This window comes from Methanobacteriaceae archaeon (assembly GCA_030656015.1).
Taxonomy (GTDB): domain Archaea; phylum Methanobacteriota; class Methanobacteria; order Methanobacteriales; family Methanobacteriaceae; genus UBA349.
Genome location: JAUSNX010000004.1, coordinates 115156 through 130722 on the forward strand (window position 1 = coordinate 115156; position 15567 = coordinate 130722).

Below are 15567 nucleotides of genomic sequence, written 5' to 3' on the forward strand. Positions count from 1 at the left end.
AAGATTATCTTAATTTTTCAGCACCTTTTCCTTTATTACGGAGACCTCTGGACTTTTTACCTTGACTGGTTAAGCCACGGAAAGCCCGTCCGGTGTGTTGTTTTTCACAGATCCAATTGATTTTAGGATCACTTTTAATAACAGGATGGTTAGGGTCAACTAAAATAACTTCATAGTATTTATGTTTACCATCTGCCCATACCCAGTAAGAATTTAACACTTCCATATTTGGGAATTTTCTGGCGACTCTCTCTTCAGCAATCCTTTGTATGGACTTTTTAGGAGTAATCTTTTTAATACCCATTCTTTTAGGCTTACGACCTGCTTTGAATCGGCTTTTTCTTCGTCCACCACGCCTAACGCGAGTTCGGACAACAACGTAACCTCTTTTGGCCTTGTAACCTAAGGATCGAGCTCTGTCGATACGGGTTGGCCGGTCTATTCTTTGAATTACGCTTTCTCTCCTCCATTGAGGAGCTCTTTCCCACATAAGTTCCCTTACATAGGAATTGTCTGGATTTTTCCATGCATCTCGTACATATTTATACATTAATAAACACCTCTTGTTCAGCTTGCGCCACATCCATGGGACATTGTCCCAAAAAGAGTCTTTTCTCGTCAAAATTGACGGTGATAAATATTAGTTAAGAGTACTTAAAAAGGTTTGGTTTAAAATAGATTTTAAAATGATTTTTTTAAGTTAAAATTAAAGATGAATTTTAATTATGTATAAGTTCATATAAATCAGAAAAAATGGCATTACGTCTAATCCAGGTATAGGAACAATTCCTAATTGCTAAGAAAAAAACTAAAATCGCACTGATCATCAATATAAGGCCATCTAAAGAATATTGAAAAATCATGATTGATCCGTAAAAATAAATAAGTAATATAAATAAAATAAAATTAGCGAGGATATTGATTAAATTTAGTTTTTAAAATATCCTGAGCCGTTGAAGCATCATTGAAAGCTTTTATACGTAAAATTTCAGCATTATCCAGGTCCGAAGTTTCATTCAGTTGCATCAATTCTAAAAATATCTTTTTAGAAGATTCATTATGCTTTTCAGCATTCCTAAGATGCATTCGATGCCCTGATGCAGATAAATTACCTTTTATCCGGTTAATCTTTATTTGGATAGATTTAGTAATCACATAACCTTCTACCGAAGAAGGGATAAGTTTTACCGCATGCCATTTCTTATAGGAAATGTTATCCAAACACTCAGATGCATCCTTTGTCTTTTTAAGATTCTTTTTTAGATCATTGAGCCATTTAGAACCTTCATTCAATTTATCATCAATGGTTTGGAAATCCTCATCAGGTAAATTAGCGTATTCTGAGCGTACTCTAGCTAATTCCAACCTTGAGATAGTTTTTTCAATACTTGCCAAATAATATTCTGTATTTTTTTCATGTATTTCTGCTGCCCCAGTTCCATCATGACCTTTAAGATAACCCATGATCTGGGATTTATCGACACCTTTTAAAGTTCGATAACTCATTCCTCCAGCATTTTCTTCATAATCTTGAGACATATAACGACCACCAGCAGATTTTAAAATTTTAATTCATGATTTTTTTAGTAATGTGACTTAAATGTAAGTTAATTAAATAAAGAGAAAATTATACACCCATATTAATCGTATTTAATATCTTGAATACAAAATAACTCATTAATAATATTTGGAAAATAGTAAACACAGTTCTAATTAAGAAATATTAAATTCTAGATTTAAATTCTAGAACTGTGAATAAGTTAACTCTTTAACTAATTTATTCATTTATTTCATATAATATTTTCATTGCTTTAACAAACGGAGGATTACCTGCAGTCAAAAGAACTACACGTAAAACATCAACAATTTCATCCTTTGTTGCTCCAAATTCTCTAATAGCACTCATCATTTGTTTTTTCATAGCTCTATCATCAGAATTTGATGCAGTGATTCCTAATGCAATTAGTTTCTGTGTTTTATAGTCCAGCGCCTTCCCAGTGTATGCTGCTTCATTTAATTTAACTACTGCATCATATATGTCTGGATAATCCTTTTTAACATGAGCCATTCCTTTACCATAAAAAACATCTTCTTTCATGGAATCCCTCCTATTTTTCTATACTATACTTTTGTATGTATTCTATCTTATTTAAATTTTTGACCATAATTTTTGACTATAACCATAATTTTGCCCATAAATAGATTTATTATATATCAAATCCCTGGCAACTGAATCCAAGAGCAAGTAAATGAAAAATACATCTAGATTTTATTTTCAAAGTGGTTTTTTTGATGTATTTAAATATTTGAATAAATATATGGAATGTTCTATTGTGTGATAATCTAATTTATAGATACAAATAGGTGAAATTTTGAAAAACAAAAATGATAATGAAAAATCAAAGAAACTGCTAAATTATGCTTATAATTGTAAATTAGACGATTTAAGTTCTTTGCTAAATGAAATAGAAATTAATTTAAAAGAAAATAAAGATAATGAAACTTCTCTAAGGGCAAAAAGAGTAGTTACCAGTAGAATGGCATCTCATAAGAATTATTGATTTATTTTCATATTATTTTCTTAATTATAATTTTATTACAGAAACTTAAAATATTTTGAAATATAAATAATTGTAGTAGTTGTTAAAATAATAAGAATTATTGAAAAAATTATTTATAATTGAATATAGAATTGGTGTAGATATGTATCCTAAAAAGTCAGAGGAATTTACAAGAATTTCATTTAAAATTTCAAATGAATTATTGGCAGATTTTAAAGAGTATGCACTCTCAAAAAACTACCAACAACTAGAAGAAGCCATTATTGATCTAATTAAAAGGGAAATAAAAGAAAAATAGTTTAAAAAGATTTAATTAGATTATAATAATATTCTAAATCTAGGTTATTAATTAAAATAAATAATTTTAGATACAAATTGGAAATTAATTAGCTATTTTTTCTCAAGCAAATTTTTTAATTCTTGAATTTCAGATTTAAGATCTTTTAACTCTTTATGGAGATTATCCATACTCTCTTTTTTCGGAATCTCTGAATTTAATGTATCAATCTTTTTTTCGAGATTTTGGACATATTTTGAATTTCTTTTAGATAATTTATCACTTTCATGGCGAAATTTATCCATTAATGAAGAAGTGGTTGCAGCAGTCAATAGACTGGATATTCCAATAGCACTCAACATAGCTATAACTCCAACAACACGTCCCAATGAAGTATAAGGGACAACATCCCCATAACCTACCGTCGTTATAGTCTGAATAACATACCACAATGAGTCTTCATAATTAGTTACATTAGGATTGATTCCATTTTCCACTATAAAAAAAGAGATAGATGAAATCAAAAGAACAGCCAGAAAAAAGGCCACACCATAAATAAGTCGACTTTTTTCAACAAACTCATCAACAGATCGCCCTACCTGCCTGACTGCGAACATTAAGGCCACTACTTTAATGAGATTAAGAATTTTTAAAACAATGAATGGGCCATCAATGCCCAGTATGTTTATAGCAATGAAAGAAAAGGGAATAACAATAATAACTAAGTTCCAATTTCTTTTCAAATAAGCTTTAGGCTCATTTTTTCGCATTTGAACTAAATATCCAACTAATAAAAGCATACTGGTAATTAAATCAAAATAAGCTATATTTTGATAATTGGCCATTTTAAATGGCAGTAAACTACTGGTTAATAAAAGAAAACCATCGATTAAAATAACAATTAGGTATAATATTTCAAGTAACAGGCCTAGCCTACGATTCATAGTTTAATTTATTATTAATTCCAATAAATATCTTTTTTGAAAGTAAATTTTGAATAAAGCAATTTTAGTAGAATTTTATTCAATTTTAATTAAAATACGAAAAATATAAACCTCATATGAACAGTTAATCATATGTGGTTGATAAAATTTAAAACCATATTTACATAAAAAAAATTCAAGAATAAAGTTATAAAACTTTACATTTGGAGTGAAAAAATGTCGTTTTTCTCGTTAATTCTAAAAAATCCATTTAGAAATAAAACCAGAAGCGCACTAGCAATTGTAGGCATAGCCATTGGAATAGCCACCATTGTAGCACTGGGAATAATTACAGATGGACTGAAAACTTCTACTGAAGAAACATTAAAAGCTGGAGGATCTGATTTTTCAGTTGTAGAATCTAATGTATCAGATATGTTCCTCAGTAAGATAGATGAAAGTTATATTAACAAAATAAAATCAGTTAATGGGGTTGAAGATGCTGTTGGAGTTTTAACTGCCATTCAACCTATTGGAGGAAATCCTTATTTTGTTTTGATTGGAATAGATCCCAATAAATTAGACATAAGTAATATAAAAATTACCAAAGGAAAAGCATTCTCCAGTGGAGACGCTAAAGAGGTAATAATTGGAAAAGTAGCCTCAGAAAAACTAAATAAAACCGTCGGAGATACTTTAACTCTTAGCCAGAAAAAATATAAGATAACTGGAATATTTGAAACTGGTGATCTTCAACAAGATGGTGGGGCCTTTTTATCACTGAGCAATCTTCAAGACATTGAGGATAAACCTGACAAGGTCACCATGATCTATGTAAAAATAAAAAAAGATGCCAATGTTGATGAAGTGACCAAGGCCATTGAGGATAAATATGGCAATGATGTTACCACCATTGCATCCTTAGAAGATCTTCAAAGTGTAGACCAGGGTTTAAACACTATTGATACAGCTTCATGGGCCATATCTATTTTAGCCATTGTTATTGGAGGCATAGGTGTAATAAATACCATGATAATGTCTGTATATGAGAGAACCAGGGAAATTGGAGTATTAAAAGCAGTTGGATGGAAAAATAGACGAATATTAGGAATGATACTTGGAGAATCCATCGTATTGACCCTAGTAGCAGGAATAGTAGGTTCCATCATGGGAGTTCTGGCCATTCAAATTTTACTGCCACTGGGAATGGAAGGATTTATTAAGCCAGTTTACAGTAGCGATGTCTTTATTAGAGGATTTATAGTAGCCCTTATTGTAGGACTAATTGGAGGATTTTATCCGGCCTATCGAGCCAGCAAATTACCACCAACGGAGGCACTGCGCTATGAATAATCAGAATGCAGATCAGAATGCAGAAATTATTTCCAATAATAAATCAAGTGATGAAAAAGCGGGTAAAAATATTGTTGAAATAAAAAATCTCAAAAAAAGTTTTGATCATGGTAAAATAACTGCATTAAATGGCCTTAACCTTGAAATAAAAGAAGGAGAATTTGTATCCATAATTGGACCATCTGGTTCCGGCAAATCTACTCTTTTAAACATGATTGGGGCACTTGATAAAGCAGATGTCGGAGATATTACTGTTTCAGGAATTGATCTAATTCGAAAGAAGGATTTAAGTGATTTTAGATCTCAAGAAATCGGATTTATCTTCCAGTTGCATAATCTAATTCCGAATTTAAGTGTACTGGAAAATGTAGAAGTTCCCATGTTTGAGAGTAAAATTTCTGGAAAAGACATGCGAAAACGGGCCTTGGAGCTTCTGGATTATGTTGAACTTTCTGATAAAATAAAAAGAAAACCAACTGAACTTTCCGGAGGAGAAAGGCAACGAGTGGCCATTGCCAGAGCTTTAGCTAATAAACCTTCCATAATATTGGCCGATGAACCAACCGGATCACTGGATTCAAAAACAGGTCAGGTGATCTTACAAAGGCTAAAAGAGTTACATGAGAAGGAAAATGTGACTCTTATTATGGTCACTCACGACATGAATGTGGCCTCACTGGCAGATAGGACCATAGAAGTTCTGGACGGACAAGTTCAGAACTAATTTTTTATTTTTTTTATTATTTTTGCTTTAAAATGTTATTTTTAAATTTATTTAAAAAAGTCAAAAACAGATTTTAGCTAAATTAGATTATCTAAAAATTAAAATCGAATTAAAATTAAATATTAAAAATGTTATTCAATCCTCAATTTGTTTTATACCACCATAATGGAACTTAATAACATTAGAATTTAGGGGGATTACAATATACTCACTATTTGGATCACCTGGTGGAAACTTACAACAAACAGTTATTTTACTATCTTCAATCATAATTTGAGTTATGACACCCATTTCACTAATACTACCGCCTTCCTTATAATTAAGACGATTAGACATATTATAACCGTCGGACATGGCCTCCTCAAGGAATATTAATACCCATTGAACTAGAATCATACTAATCACCAATAATTAATTATATTTTTTGTATCATAAGAATTTTTAGATATGGGCATAATTAGTTTTGAATGTTTATTGTGAAAATATAGTATTTATTATGTTAATTAAATCTGAAATTGATTCAAATTAGAAAAATAAATTAATAATAATCAATATAACTATTTTACATGACTGGTGCTAAAAAAAGAATTGCTTGGGGAATTACTGGAGCTGGGGAAAAACTTCCAGAGACTTATGCCATAATGAGAGACATTAAAAAAAGATATCAGGACGAAGTAGAAATTAGAGTATTTATTTCTAAATCAGGAGATCAAGTAGTCAAATATTATGGAATATATCGTGATTTGGAAACCAGTTTTGATAATGTATGGGTAGAAATAAATGCAAATTCGCCATTCCTGGCCGGACAAATCCAATTAGGTAAATTTGACTTCATGCTAATTTCACCAGCAACATCCAATACTGTTGCCAAAATATCCCTTAGAATAGCAGACACTCTGTTGACTAATGCCGCAATTATGGGGCAAAAAGCTGGTGTTCCACTTTATATCATGCCCTCAGATTTCAAAGAAGGGACTGTAATAACTAAGCTTCCAAATGGGAAAGATTTAGAACTTACTATAACTAAAGAAGATGTGGAACACGTTGAAAAATTGGCCAGTATGAATAATACCCATGTATTTGAACATCCCGAATATATCTATGACATATTTGAAAAATTAGTTAGAATCTGATAAATAAATAATTCATTTAAAGCTATTCAGACTAGCTATTTTAATATAAAATATATTAAATATTCTTTTTTTCAGAATTTGGGTATTAGGAATTAACTAAATAAAAATAGTGTAAATAATTTAGTAAGGAAATTAATTAAATAAAAATGATGAATAAAATAATGAAATATTTAGTTAAAAAATGCTGATTTTATTTAAGTTCTTGGAAAACTACCCCATATCCCCAAATAGAATTTCCATCCGGCCCTACTTCTTCTACAAAAGCATTTGTTCCTTTGAAATAGCCTTCAGTTAAACCAGTAGATGAAATATTCATAGAAAGCGGCTCCATATCAACCATGGTTTCAAAAAAACCCATCACTCTGGAAATTTCTTCTTGAAGACCCCTGAATTCTACAGTAATTGTTCCGGTCTGTCTGATTTTTAAGGCAACCATTTCCTGTGGAACTTCCAAATTTTCACCGACTTTATTCACACTCGTACTTTTAGCAAAAATTATATTTCCTTCTAATTCACCCAATTAAATTCCCCCTGAATCAGTGATTCAATAATCAATCCCTATGTGTAATTATTAACTATGTTTTTAAAAATATATAAAATAATTTATTTTGAATTTATAATATTAAAAATGATAAATACACTTTTAATGGGATTAATGCACTAATTAAAGCTTATAACCAATATCTCGGAGAAATTTCTTTCTGGTGTAAATATCTGCTTCCGTTTCTATTCTTTTTGGCCTAAATCCATCAATTACTCCCATGATTCCATTACCTTGATCACTTTCAGCAATTAAAACTTCAACAGGATTTGCAGTGGCACAGAATATGTTAACCACCTCTGGAACATCTTTTATTCTTCCTAAAACGTTAAGAGGAAAAGCATCTCGCATAATAATCAAAAAAGAATGGCCGGCACCGATCTCAAATAGTTTTTCTCGGGCCATGATTTCTATCTCGTGATCATTCCCACCATACCTGATTAAACAATCCCCTGAAGCTTCACTAAAAGCAATTCCAAAGCGAGCATTAGGAACTGTATTTACCATAGCCTCATAAAGATCTTCAACAGTTTTTATAAAATGGCCCTGGCCCAAAATAATATTGTATCCTTCAGGAACCTCAATTTTAACTTTTTTAATTTCCATTTACTTCACCCCAAACCTCATGGCTAAATTCAAAATAATATTGTTCGATTTTTTATTTTATATCCTGAAATCGACGACTTTATTTAATTATAATAATTATATATCATCTATAACTAAAATTTTTTCAATTTCCTTAAAAAGCAAAAGCAGTTGAAAATTGAAGCATAACAAAAGATTAATTTAAATACAAATATTTATAAGTGTAAAAAAATTTATCATTAATAATCATTACATATTATCATTATCATTAGGAAATTTTAAAAACATTCATTAAATAATTAGTATAAAATATTTTTTTACATTATAAATAAAAATTTTACGACCATAATAATTATAATAATGTGTTGAATAAGATTTTTAAATCATAATAAACAATTTCCTATTATATTGAGGTGTGGATATGCAAGAAAAAAGCAAAGAGATTGGTTCCAGAGTAATGGAGCTTAGAGAATTATCAGATATCACTATTGATGAGATGGCTCAAGATCTAGAAATACCTGCAGAAGCTTATCAAAAATATGAATCCGGAGATGAAGAAATCCCGGCCAGCGCCCTATATGAAATTGCAAACAAATTAAAAGTAGATTTAGGGCTTTTACTTACTGGAGAAGAAACCAGGATGCATATTTTCACAGTTACTCGTAAAGGGAAAGGTGCTGCAGTTGAAAGACAAAAACAGTACAAGTACGAAAATCTGGCTGAAAAATTCATTCATAAAAAAGCAGAGCCATTCATAGTTACGGTAGAGCCAAATGGTAAAGAACCATCAAAAAATACTCATCCTGGGCAAGAATTCAATTATGTCCTGGAAGGGAGCATGAAACTTTACATTCACCATCATGAAATAATTCTCAATGAAGGAGATTCCATATTCTTTGATTCCACCTATGAACATGCTATGGAAGCTTTGAATGGAAAAAATGCCAAGTTTATGGCCATAGTAATGTAATTAAATGTTATATAATAATTATATTATTTAATTCAGTTTATATGACCAATATATGGTCTAAATTAAAAAGATAAAGCAAATATTAAATATTCAAATATTTTATTCAAATTTATTCAATAGGTAACTATTATTTCCAGAGGTAGGAATATGTCTTCATTACTAAAGAACTTTGTAAATCAAATTGATTACGACTCTTATCAAGATTTTAGAGATAATTTCAAAATTTTAACACCAGAAAACTTCAACTTTGCATATGATGTGGTGGATCGATATGCTAAAGAAAATCCAGAAAAAACCGCACTAGTATGGTGTGATGATAATGGTCAAGAGAAAATATTCACCTTCGCTGATTTAAAAAAATACAGTGATAAAGCAGCTAATTTCTTTAAAAAGTGTGGAATAAAGAAAGGCGACACCGTAATGTTAACTTTAAAAAGCCGTTACGAATTCTGGTTTTCAATACTGGCACTTCACAAGATTGGAGCCATTACCATACCTGCCACCCACATGCTAAAGGCCAAAGACATTGTATATAGAATTGAAAAGGCCAATATAAAAATGGTGGTCTGTATAGGTGAAAATGGAGTGCCTCAAAGCTTTGATGAAGCAGAAAAAAATTTAACCAGTATTAAACTAGTTAAGGCCATTGTAGGGGACGAAGATAGAGAAGGTTGGCTCAGTTTCAAGAAAGAAATAGAAAACTCCTCAGAAGAATTTGAAAGGCCTCAAGGAGAAGAAAATACCCGGAATGAAGACATTGGATTAGTTTACTTCTCATCAGGAACAACAGGCCTTCCTAAAATGGTGCAGCACGATTTTACCTATCCCTTAGGACATATAATAACTGCCAAATACTGGCAGAACGTGTGTGAAGATGGATTACACTACACCGTAGCTGATACCGGCTGGGCCAAGGCCATGTGGGGGCAGATTTACGGCCAATGGATATCTGGAAGTGCGGTATTTGTGTACGATTATGAAAGATTTGACGCTGGAAAAATGCTGGAAAATGCAGCAAAGTATAAAGTGACAACTTACTGTGCCCCGCCAACAATTTACCGATTCTTAATCAAGGAAGACTTGTCAAAATTCGATTTATCTTCTATAAAATACGTAGTAACCGCTGGAGAACCATTAAACCCAGAAGTATTCAATAAATTCTATGAATTAACTGGTTTAAAACTTATGGAAGGTTTTGGGCAGACCGAATGTGTAGTTTGTCTGGCTAATTTCCCCTGGATGGAACCGCGCCCTGGATCAATGGGAAAACCCTCTCCAGGATATGATCTGGAGCTTTTAGATAAAGAAGGAAATTTAGTAGATATTGGTGAAGAAGGAGAATTGGTAATGAACACCAGCCAGGGAAAACCAATTGGTCTTTTTGGAGGTTATTATCTAAACCCTGAAAAAACTAGCGAAGTCTGGTATGGGGACCACTATCATACTGGAGATACTGCCTGGATGGACGAAGATGACTATTTCTGGTTCATTGGTCGAACAGATGACATGATAAAAAGTTCAGGGTATAGAATTGGGCCTTTTGAAGTAGAAAGTGCTGTTATATCTCACCCATCAGTCCTAGAATGTGCAATAACCGGGTATCCTGATCCAGTTCGTGGCCAAGTAGTAAAAGCTACTGTGGTACTTACCAAAGGTTATGAAGCATCTGAAGAGCTAAAAAAAGAAATTCAAACCCACGTTAAAAATGTTACTGCCCCATATAAATACCCCCGAATTGTGGAATTTGTAGAAGAACTCCCAAAAACAATAAGTGGTAAAATTAGAAGGGTCGAGATTAGAAGTGAAGATCAAAATGATTAAAATTCATTAATTTCATTTATTATTAAAACATTTTATATTTTTTAGTTAATAAAAATCAAAAAATATTGAATTTAAAAAAGAATCTAAATAAAAATAACTGAATTAAAAGATTTATTAAGATTATTTATAATAAATCAGTTTCAATAGAAGGATTAAAAATGTCTGAGACTGCAAAAAGAAAAGAAGCTTATCCCGTAATAAATATAGATGAGTGTAAGGCCTGTGAAAGATGTATACTGGCTTGTCCACGAGAAGTAATCGAAATGAGTCATGATATTAATAAAAGAGGATATCATTATGCATTTTATAAAGGAGAAGGATGTAATGCATGTGGAAACTGTTATTACACTTGTCCTGAGCCATTAGCTGTGGAAGTACATATTCCAAAAAAGCAGAGCAAGTCTAAAAGCTTAGAAAAATCAAATGAATCGAATCTAACGGAGGCAGAATAAATGGCCACTCAAATGGTAAAGGGAAATACTGCTGTGATTATAGGGGCCATGTATGCTGGTTGCGATTGTTATTTTGGATACCCAATTACTCCCGCCAGTGAAATCTTGCATGAAGCATCTAAATATTTTCCTATGGTTGGGAGAAAATTTGTACAGGCTGAATCAGAAGAAGCCGCCATAAATATGGTTTATGGTGGAGCAGCTGCTGGTCACCGAGTAATGACCGCCTCTTCAGGACCAGGGATAAGTCTTAAACAAGAAGGAATATCATTCTTAGCTGGAACTGAACTGCCTGCAGTTATTGTCAATGTTATGAGGGCTGGGCCAGGTTTAGGTAATATTGGACCAGAACAAGGAGATTATAATCAAATCGTTAAAGGAGGAGGCCATGGTAACTATCAGAACATAGTGGTGGCCCCTAATAGTGTTCAGGAAATGTGTGACCTTACTATAAAAGCCTTTGAACTGGCAGATAAGTACCTGAATCCAGTGGTAGTAATGGCCGACGGTGTGCTAGGTCAGATGGCAGAACCATTGCATTATCCAGAAAATGCATTTAAACCCACCATAGATACCTCCCGAGCAGTCTGTGGGAATAAAGAAACTATGAACAACTTGGCAACTTCCATATTCCTTGATTTTAATCAATTAGAAGAATTTAACTTCTATTTGCAGGAAAAATACCAGAAAATAAAGGAAAATGAAGTGGAATACGAAGAATATTACACGGAAGATGCAGAAATTGTCCTGATATCCTATGGAATAAGTAGTAGAATTTGTAGAAGTGCTGTGGAAATTGCACGTTCAGAGGGAATAAAGGTCGGTCTTCTAAGGCCCATTACATTATTCCCATTCCCTGATGAAAGATTAGCTCAGCTGGACCAGGAAAACGGGTGTAAATTTGTATCTGTGGAAATGAGCAATGGTCAGATGATAGAAGACATAAAAATGGCCATAAAGTGCCATGACGTGGAACTGGTTAATCGAATGGGCGGAAATCTCATAGAACTGGATGATTTAGTGGCCAAGATAAGAGAAATTGCAGGAGGTATCTAAATGAACCCTAAACCTGCTAATTCAAAAATAAATTCCAATATGGAAGAAATAAAAGAAGAAATGGATGAGAAAATATTAAAAAAACCAGATTCCCTTTATGACGTTTTTGAGCGAAAGGGAGGAAGTGCACCCACCGCAACCCATTACTGTGCCGGATGTGGCCACGGTATTCTTCATAAACTTATTGGAGAGGCTATGGATGAATTAGGCATCCAAGAAAGAGCAGTTATGATCAGTCCCGTAGGTTGTGCGGTTTTTGCCTATTATTATTTTGACTGTGGAAATGTTCAGGTGGCTCATGGAAGAGCACCTGCTGTGGGAACCGGTATTTCTAGAGCAGAAGATGATGCCATAGTCATGCTTTATCAAGGAGACGGAGATTTAGCTTCCATCGGTCTGAATGAAACCATACAGGCCGCGAATCGTGGAGAAAAACTGGCAGTTTTCTTTGTAAATAACAGCGTTTATGGGATGACTGGAGGTCAAATGGCCCCTACTACTCTTTTAGGTGAAGTGACAGTAACTTGTCCTCAAGGAAGAGATCCCCTTTATACAGGATATCCTTTACACATGTGTGAGCTTTTAGATAATCTTCAGGCCCCAGTATATATTGAAAGAGTCTCAGTTTCAGATATTAAGCATATAAGAAAAGCAAAAACTGCAGTTAAAAAAGCACTGGAAATTCAAAGAGATGGTAAAGGCTATGCCTTTGTAGAAGTCTTATCCCCGTGCCCTACCAATCTCAGACAGGATGCTGTCGCTGCTGAGAAATTCATAAATGAAGAAATGGAAAAAGAGTTTCCTCTGAATAAATTCCGGGACAAAAGCAAAGAAGCAATTACACTACACCGGGATGAAAGTGACTTTTCTAAAGAATCACTGGATGAAATCTTCCATCTGGCTGATGACAGTAACCCGGACCCTGTTGATGATCCTGAATTCAAAGAGAAGTTCATTAAAATAGCAGGATTTGGAGGACAAGGTGTTCTAAGTATGGGCCTTACCTTAGCCCAGGCCGCCTGTACTGAACAGCGCCATGTTTCCTGGTATCCTTCTTATGGACCAGAACAGAGAGGAGGGACATCTAGTTGCGTGGTGGTTATTTCAGGCGATATTATTGGTTCGCCGGCAGTTAAAAGGAATGAAATAATGGTAGCCTTTAATAAGCCATCGCTGGACGAATTTGGGCCAGATATACTCCCGGGAGGAACCATAATCTATGAATCGGCATCTGGAGAATATGAAGGCTCAAAAGGCGTTAAAACAATTCCAGTACCTGCTATGAGAATAGCAAAAAGTATGGGAGTTAAAAGAGCAGCCAATACCGTTATGCTGGGAGTTCTAATGCATCTGGGATACACTGAACTAGATAAAGAATCATTTAAAGCGGCTGTGGCCCACACATTCTCAGGAAAACCAAAATTGGTAGATATAAACCTGGAAATACTGGAAGCCGGGGCCAGATGGGCTGAAGAGAACATTAAATTGGAATAATTTTGATATATTAACGAGATAGGTATTTGTCTATATTATGTCAGAATTATTTTCTAATTTTTATATTTTTATTTTATTTTATTTTGATTAATCCACCATTTTTAATAAATTTGCTATTGGTTATGTAAAAAGAATTATAAACTTACAATAGATAGTTTTACTAATAGAAAATTCTAAATTGTAAAAATAATCTTATATTTAAATCTTAATATTTTAAAATCATCATGGATTATAAACATATAGAATAATAAAGAGGAATTTTATGAATTATAAAGGATCGGCCAAAAAATTACTGGATTCATCTGGTGTTTCTGTAGGAGACATCGTAAAAATAACAAAACCCGACATTTCATACCAAGGAATGATTTTAGACCGTACAGATGACTCTGATGACCAGCATATCGTTCTAAAAATGGACAGCGGTTACAATATGGGAGTAGAAATATCTCAAGTAGAAATTGAAATATTAGAAAAAGGTAACCGGCCTAAAATAGAATTACCATCATTAGATGTTGAAAAAGATCAAAATAAAAAAGATATTTCAATTATATCCACTGGTGGAACTGTTGCTTCTATAATTGATTATAAAACCGGTGCGGTTCACCCTGCATTTACTGCAGATGATCTTTTAAGAGCAAATCCTGAACTTTTAGAGCAGGCCAATATTAAAGGAAGTGCCATATTCAATATTCTAAGTGAGAATATGAAGCCCGAATATTGGGTAAAAGCCGCCCATTCTATTGCCGATGAAATAAATGATGGTTCCGATGGAGTAGTAGTGGCCCATGGGACTGACACCATGCATTATACTGCTTCAGCATTGAGTTTTATATTAGAAACACCAGTACCTATTGTATTAACCGGAGCACAACGTAGTTCGGACCGTCCATCCTCCGATGCCTTTTTAAATCTTATAAACTCAGTAGCCGCAGCTCGATCTGACCTGGCCGAAGTAACTGTTTGTATGCATGCCACCAGCGATGATTCTGCTTGTTATTTGCACCGCGGAACCAAGGTCCGGAAAATGCACACCTCTCGACGGGACACTTTCCGCAGTATAAATACAAAACCCCTAGCCCAGATAGAAGAAGGGGCCCTCCAAATATTAGATGTGGAAAAAAGCTATAAAAAGAGGGGCGAGCAGGAATTAAAAATAAATGATAATATAGAACCTAATGTGGCATTTATTAAGAGTTTTCCCGGAATAGAAACTGATATTATTGATTATCATCTTGATAAAGGAGTTAAGGGAATTCTGATTGAAGGAACTGGCCTAGGCCACTGTCCCGACCACATGGTACCGGCTATGGAAAGAGCCGCGGATAAGGATGTCCCCGTAGTCATGACCTCCCAGTGCATTTATGGAAAAGTAAATATGAATGTTTACAGTACTGGCCGGAGACTTTTAAATGCAGGTGTAATTCCTGGTGGAGATATGTTGCCTGAGACAGCTTTTGTGAAGTTAATATGGGCCTTAGGTCAAAGTGATGATCTAAAAGAAGTCAAAAAAATAATGACTACCAATATAGCTGGAGAAATGGAAGAGAAATCTTCTCTGGATTATTTTTTGGTCTAGATGATAAAATAATTTGAAAAAATACTTAAAAAATATTTATAGAATTTAAATTATTCTCTTTGAATTCTATATTAAATAAAATCAATATTATAAATTGATTC

The 15567-nt window shown here is 33.3% G+C and carries 18 protein-coding genes; 11 read left to right on the forward strand and 7 right to left on the reverse strand.

Annotated elements, in window-relative coordinates:
- Positions 1–4 precede the first annotated feature (4 nt).
- From Q7I96_03735 to Q7I96_03745, 3 genes are all read right to left on the reverse strand, one after another.
- Positions 5–550 carry a 50S ribosomal protein L15e gene (locus Q7I96_03735; protein MDO9626723.1) on the reverse strand — a complete coding sequence of 182 codons (546 nt, stop codon included), beginning with the start codon at positions 548–550 and terminating at the stop codon, positions 5–7.
- Between the two features lie 356 nt (positions 551–906).
- Positions 907–1539 (reverse strand): hypothetical protein, encoded by a 633-nt coding sequence (locus tag Q7I96_03740; GenBank protein ID MDO9626724.1) that lies wholly within the window; start codon positions 1537–1539, stop codon positions 907–909.
- Positions 1540–1777: 238 nt separating this feature from the next.
- Complete coding sequence (locus Q7I96_03745; protein MDO9626725.1) at positions 1778–2098, reverse strand: carboxymuconolactone decarboxylase family protein; 321 nt, start codon at positions 2096–2098, stop codon at positions 1778–1780.
- Positions 2099–2372: 274 nt separating this feature from the next.
- Here Q7I96_03745 and Q7I96_03750 point away from each other — a divergent pair, with 274 nt between their 5' ends.
- Both Q7I96_03750 and Q7I96_03755 read left to right on the forward strand, forming a co-directional pair.
- Entirely contained in the window at positions 2373–2561 is a 189-nt protein-coding gene (locus Q7I96_03750; protein ID MDO9626726.1) for a hypothetical protein, read from the forward strand.
- Between the two features lie 142 nt (positions 2562–2703).
- The gene (locus tag Q7I96_03755) at positions 2704–2859 is read left to right on the forward strand and encodes a hypothetical protein (protein MDO9626727.1); all 156 of its coding nucleotides are present in this window, start codon (positions 2704–2706) and stop codon (positions 2857–2859) included.
- 92 nt (positions 2860–2951) lie between these two features.
- Here the strand turns inward: Q7I96_03755 and Q7I96_03760 are convergent, their stop codons facing one another.
- Complete coding sequence (locus Q7I96_03760; GenBank protein ID MDO9626728.1) at positions 2952–3782, reverse strand: ion channel; 831 nt, start codon at positions 3780–3782, stop codon at positions 2952–2954.
- Positions 3783–3998: 216 nt separating this feature from the next.
- On the opposite strand from Q7I96_03760, the gene Q7I96_03765 reads away from it, so the two are divergent.
- Positions 3999–5114, forward strand: a complete 1116-nt coding sequence (locus tag Q7I96_03765) for an ABC transporter permease (protein ID MDO9626729.1) — start codon at positions 3999–4001, stop codon at positions 5112–5114.
- On the forward strand, positions 5107–5838 hold the full coding sequence (locus Q7I96_03770; GenBank protein ID MDO9626730.1) for an ABC transporter ATP-binding protein: 732 nt from the start codon (positions 5107–5109) through the stop codon (positions 5836–5838). The genes Q7I96_03765 and Q7I96_03770 overlap by 8 nt, the downstream gene beginning before the upstream one ends.
- Before the next feature lie 135 nt (positions 5839–5973).
- On the opposite strand, the gene Q7I96_03775 is transcribed toward Q7I96_03770, so the two are convergent.
- Positions 5974–6234 carry a hypothetical protein gene (locus tag Q7I96_03775; GenBank protein MDO9626731.1) on the reverse strand — a complete coding sequence of 87 codons (261 nt, stop codon included), beginning with the start codon at positions 6232–6234 and terminating at the stop codon, positions 5974–5976.
- Between the two features lie 170 nt (positions 6235–6404).
- Here Q7I96_03775 and afpA point away from each other — a divergent pair, with 170 nt between their 5' ends.
- Positions 6405–6971, forward strand: a complete 567-nt coding sequence (gene afpA / locus Q7I96_03780; GenBank protein ID MDO9626732.1) for an archaeoflavoprotein AfpA — start codon at positions 6405–6407, stop codon at positions 6969–6971.
- Positions 6972–7161: 190 nt separating this feature from the next.
- Here afpA and Q7I96_03785 read toward each other — a convergent pair whose 3' ends face one another.
- Positions 7162–7491, reverse strand: a complete 330-nt coding sequence (locus Q7I96_03785; protein MDO9626733.1) for a hypothetical protein — start codon at positions 7489–7491, stop codon at positions 7162–7164.
- A gap of 144 nt (positions 7492–7635) precedes the next feature.
- The gene (locus tag Q7I96_03790; GenBank protein ID MDO9626734.1) at positions 7636–8118 is read right to left on the reverse strand and encodes an adenosine-specific kinase; all 483 of its coding nucleotides are present in this window, start codon (positions 8116–8118) and stop codon (positions 7636–7638) included.
- Between the two features lie 400 nt (positions 8119–8518).
- Between Q7I96_03790 and Q7I96_03795 the strand changes: the two genes are divergently transcribed.
- The 6 genes from Q7I96_03795 to gatD all read left to right on the forward strand — a co-directional run bounded on the left by Q7I96_03795 (position 8519) and on the right by gatD (position 15466).
- Positions 8519–9067, forward strand: coding sequence for a cupin domain-containing protein (locus Q7I96_03795; protein ID MDO9626735.1), 549 nt, complete (start codon positions 8519–8521; stop codon positions 9065–9067).
- 147 nt (positions 9068–9214) lie between these two features.
- A complete protein-coding gene (locus Q7I96_03800) occupies positions 9215–10888 on the forward strand; it encodes an AMP-binding protein (GenBank protein MDO9626736.1) in 1674 nt (557 codons plus the stop codon).
- Between the two features lie 158 nt (positions 10889–11046).
- A complete protein-coding gene (locus Q7I96_03805; GenBank protein MDO9626737.1) occupies positions 11047–11340 on the forward strand; it encodes a ferredoxin family protein in 294 nt (97 codons plus the stop codon).
- Complete coding sequence (gene vorB / locus Q7I96_03810) at positions 11341–12396, forward strand: 3-methyl-2-oxobutanoate dehydrogenase subunit VorB (protein ID MDO9626738.1); 1056 nt, start codon at positions 11341–11343, stop codon at positions 12394–12396.
- On the forward strand, positions 12397–13890 hold the full coding sequence (locus Q7I96_03815) for a 2-oxoacid:acceptor oxidoreductase family protein (GenBank protein MDO9626739.1): 1494 nt from the start codon (positions 12397–12399) through the stop codon (positions 13888–13890).
- 262 nt (positions 13891–14152) lie between these two features.
- Positions 14153–15466: a Glu-tRNA(Gln) amidotransferase subunit GatD gene (gene gatD / locus Q7I96_03820; GenBank protein ID MDO9626740.1), complete on the forward strand. Its 1314-nt coding sequence runs from the start codon at positions 14153–14155 to the stop codon at positions 15464–15466.
- Positions 15467–15567 lie beyond the last annotated feature (101 nt).

Excerpts from the sequence above, each read along its gene's own strand:
- Q7I96_03735 (MDO9626723.1), bottom strand. The coding sequence starts at position 550 with ATGTATAAATATGTACGAGATGCATGGAAAAATCCAGACAATTCCTAT.
- Q7I96_03740 (MDO9626724.1), bottom strand. The coding sequence starts at position 1,539 with ATGTCTCAAGATTATGAAGAAAATGCTGGAGGAATGAGTTATCGAACT.
- Q7I96_03745 (MDO9626725.1), bottom strand. The coding sequence starts at position 2,098 with ATGAAAGAAGATGTTTTTTATGGTAAAGGAATGGCTCATGTTAAAAAG.
- Q7I96_03755 (MDO9626727.1), top strand. The coding sequence starts at position 2,704 with ATGTATCCTAAAAAGTCAGAGGAATTTACAAGAATTTCATTTAAAATT.
- Q7I96_03760 (MDO9626728.1), bottom strand. The coding sequence starts at position 3,782 with ATGAATCGTAGGCTAGGCCTGTTACTTGAAATATTATACCTAATTGTT.
- Q7I96_03765 (MDO9626729.1), top strand. The coding sequence starts at position 3,999 with ATGTCGTTTTTCTCGTTAATTCTAAAAAATCCATTTAGAAATAAAACC.
- Q7I96_03770 (MDO9626730.1), top strand. The coding sequence starts at position 5,107 with ATGAATAATCAGAATGCAGATCAGAATGCAGAAATTATTTCCAATAAT.
- Q7I96_03775 (MDO9626731.1), bottom strand. The coding sequence starts at position 6,234 with ATGATTCTAGTTCAATGGGTATTAATATTCCTTGAGGAGGCCATGTCC.
- afpA (MDO9626732.1), top strand. The coding sequence starts at position 6,405 with ATGACTGGTGCTAAAAAAAGAATTGCTTGGGGAATTACTGGAGCTGGG.
- Q7I96_03790 (MDO9626734.1), bottom strand. The coding sequence starts at position 8,118 with ATGGAAATTAAAAAAGTTAAAATTGAGGTTCCTGAAGGATACAATATT.
- Q7I96_03795 (MDO9626735.1), top strand. The coding sequence starts at position 8,519 with ATGCAAGAAAAAAGCAAAGAGATTGGTTCCAGAGTAATGGAGCTTAGA.
- Q7I96_03800 (MDO9626736.1), top strand. The coding sequence starts at position 9,215 with ATGTCTTCATTACTAAAGAACTTTGTAAATCAAATTGATTACGACTCT.
- Q7I96_03805 (MDO9626737.1), top strand. The coding sequence starts at position 11,047 with ATGTCTGAGACTGCAAAAAGAAAAGAAGCTTATCCCGTAATAAATATA.
- vorB (MDO9626738.1), top strand. The coding sequence starts at position 11,341 with ATGGCCACTCAAATGGTAAAGGGAAATACTGCTGTGATTATAGGGGCC.
- Q7I96_03815 (MDO9626739.1), top strand. The coding sequence starts at position 12,397 with ATGAACCCTAAACCTGCTAATTCAAAAATAAATTCCAATATGGAAGAA.
- gatD (MDO9626740.1), top strand. The coding sequence starts at position 14,153 with ATGAATTATAAAGGATCGGCCAAAAAATTACTGGATTCATCTGGTGTT.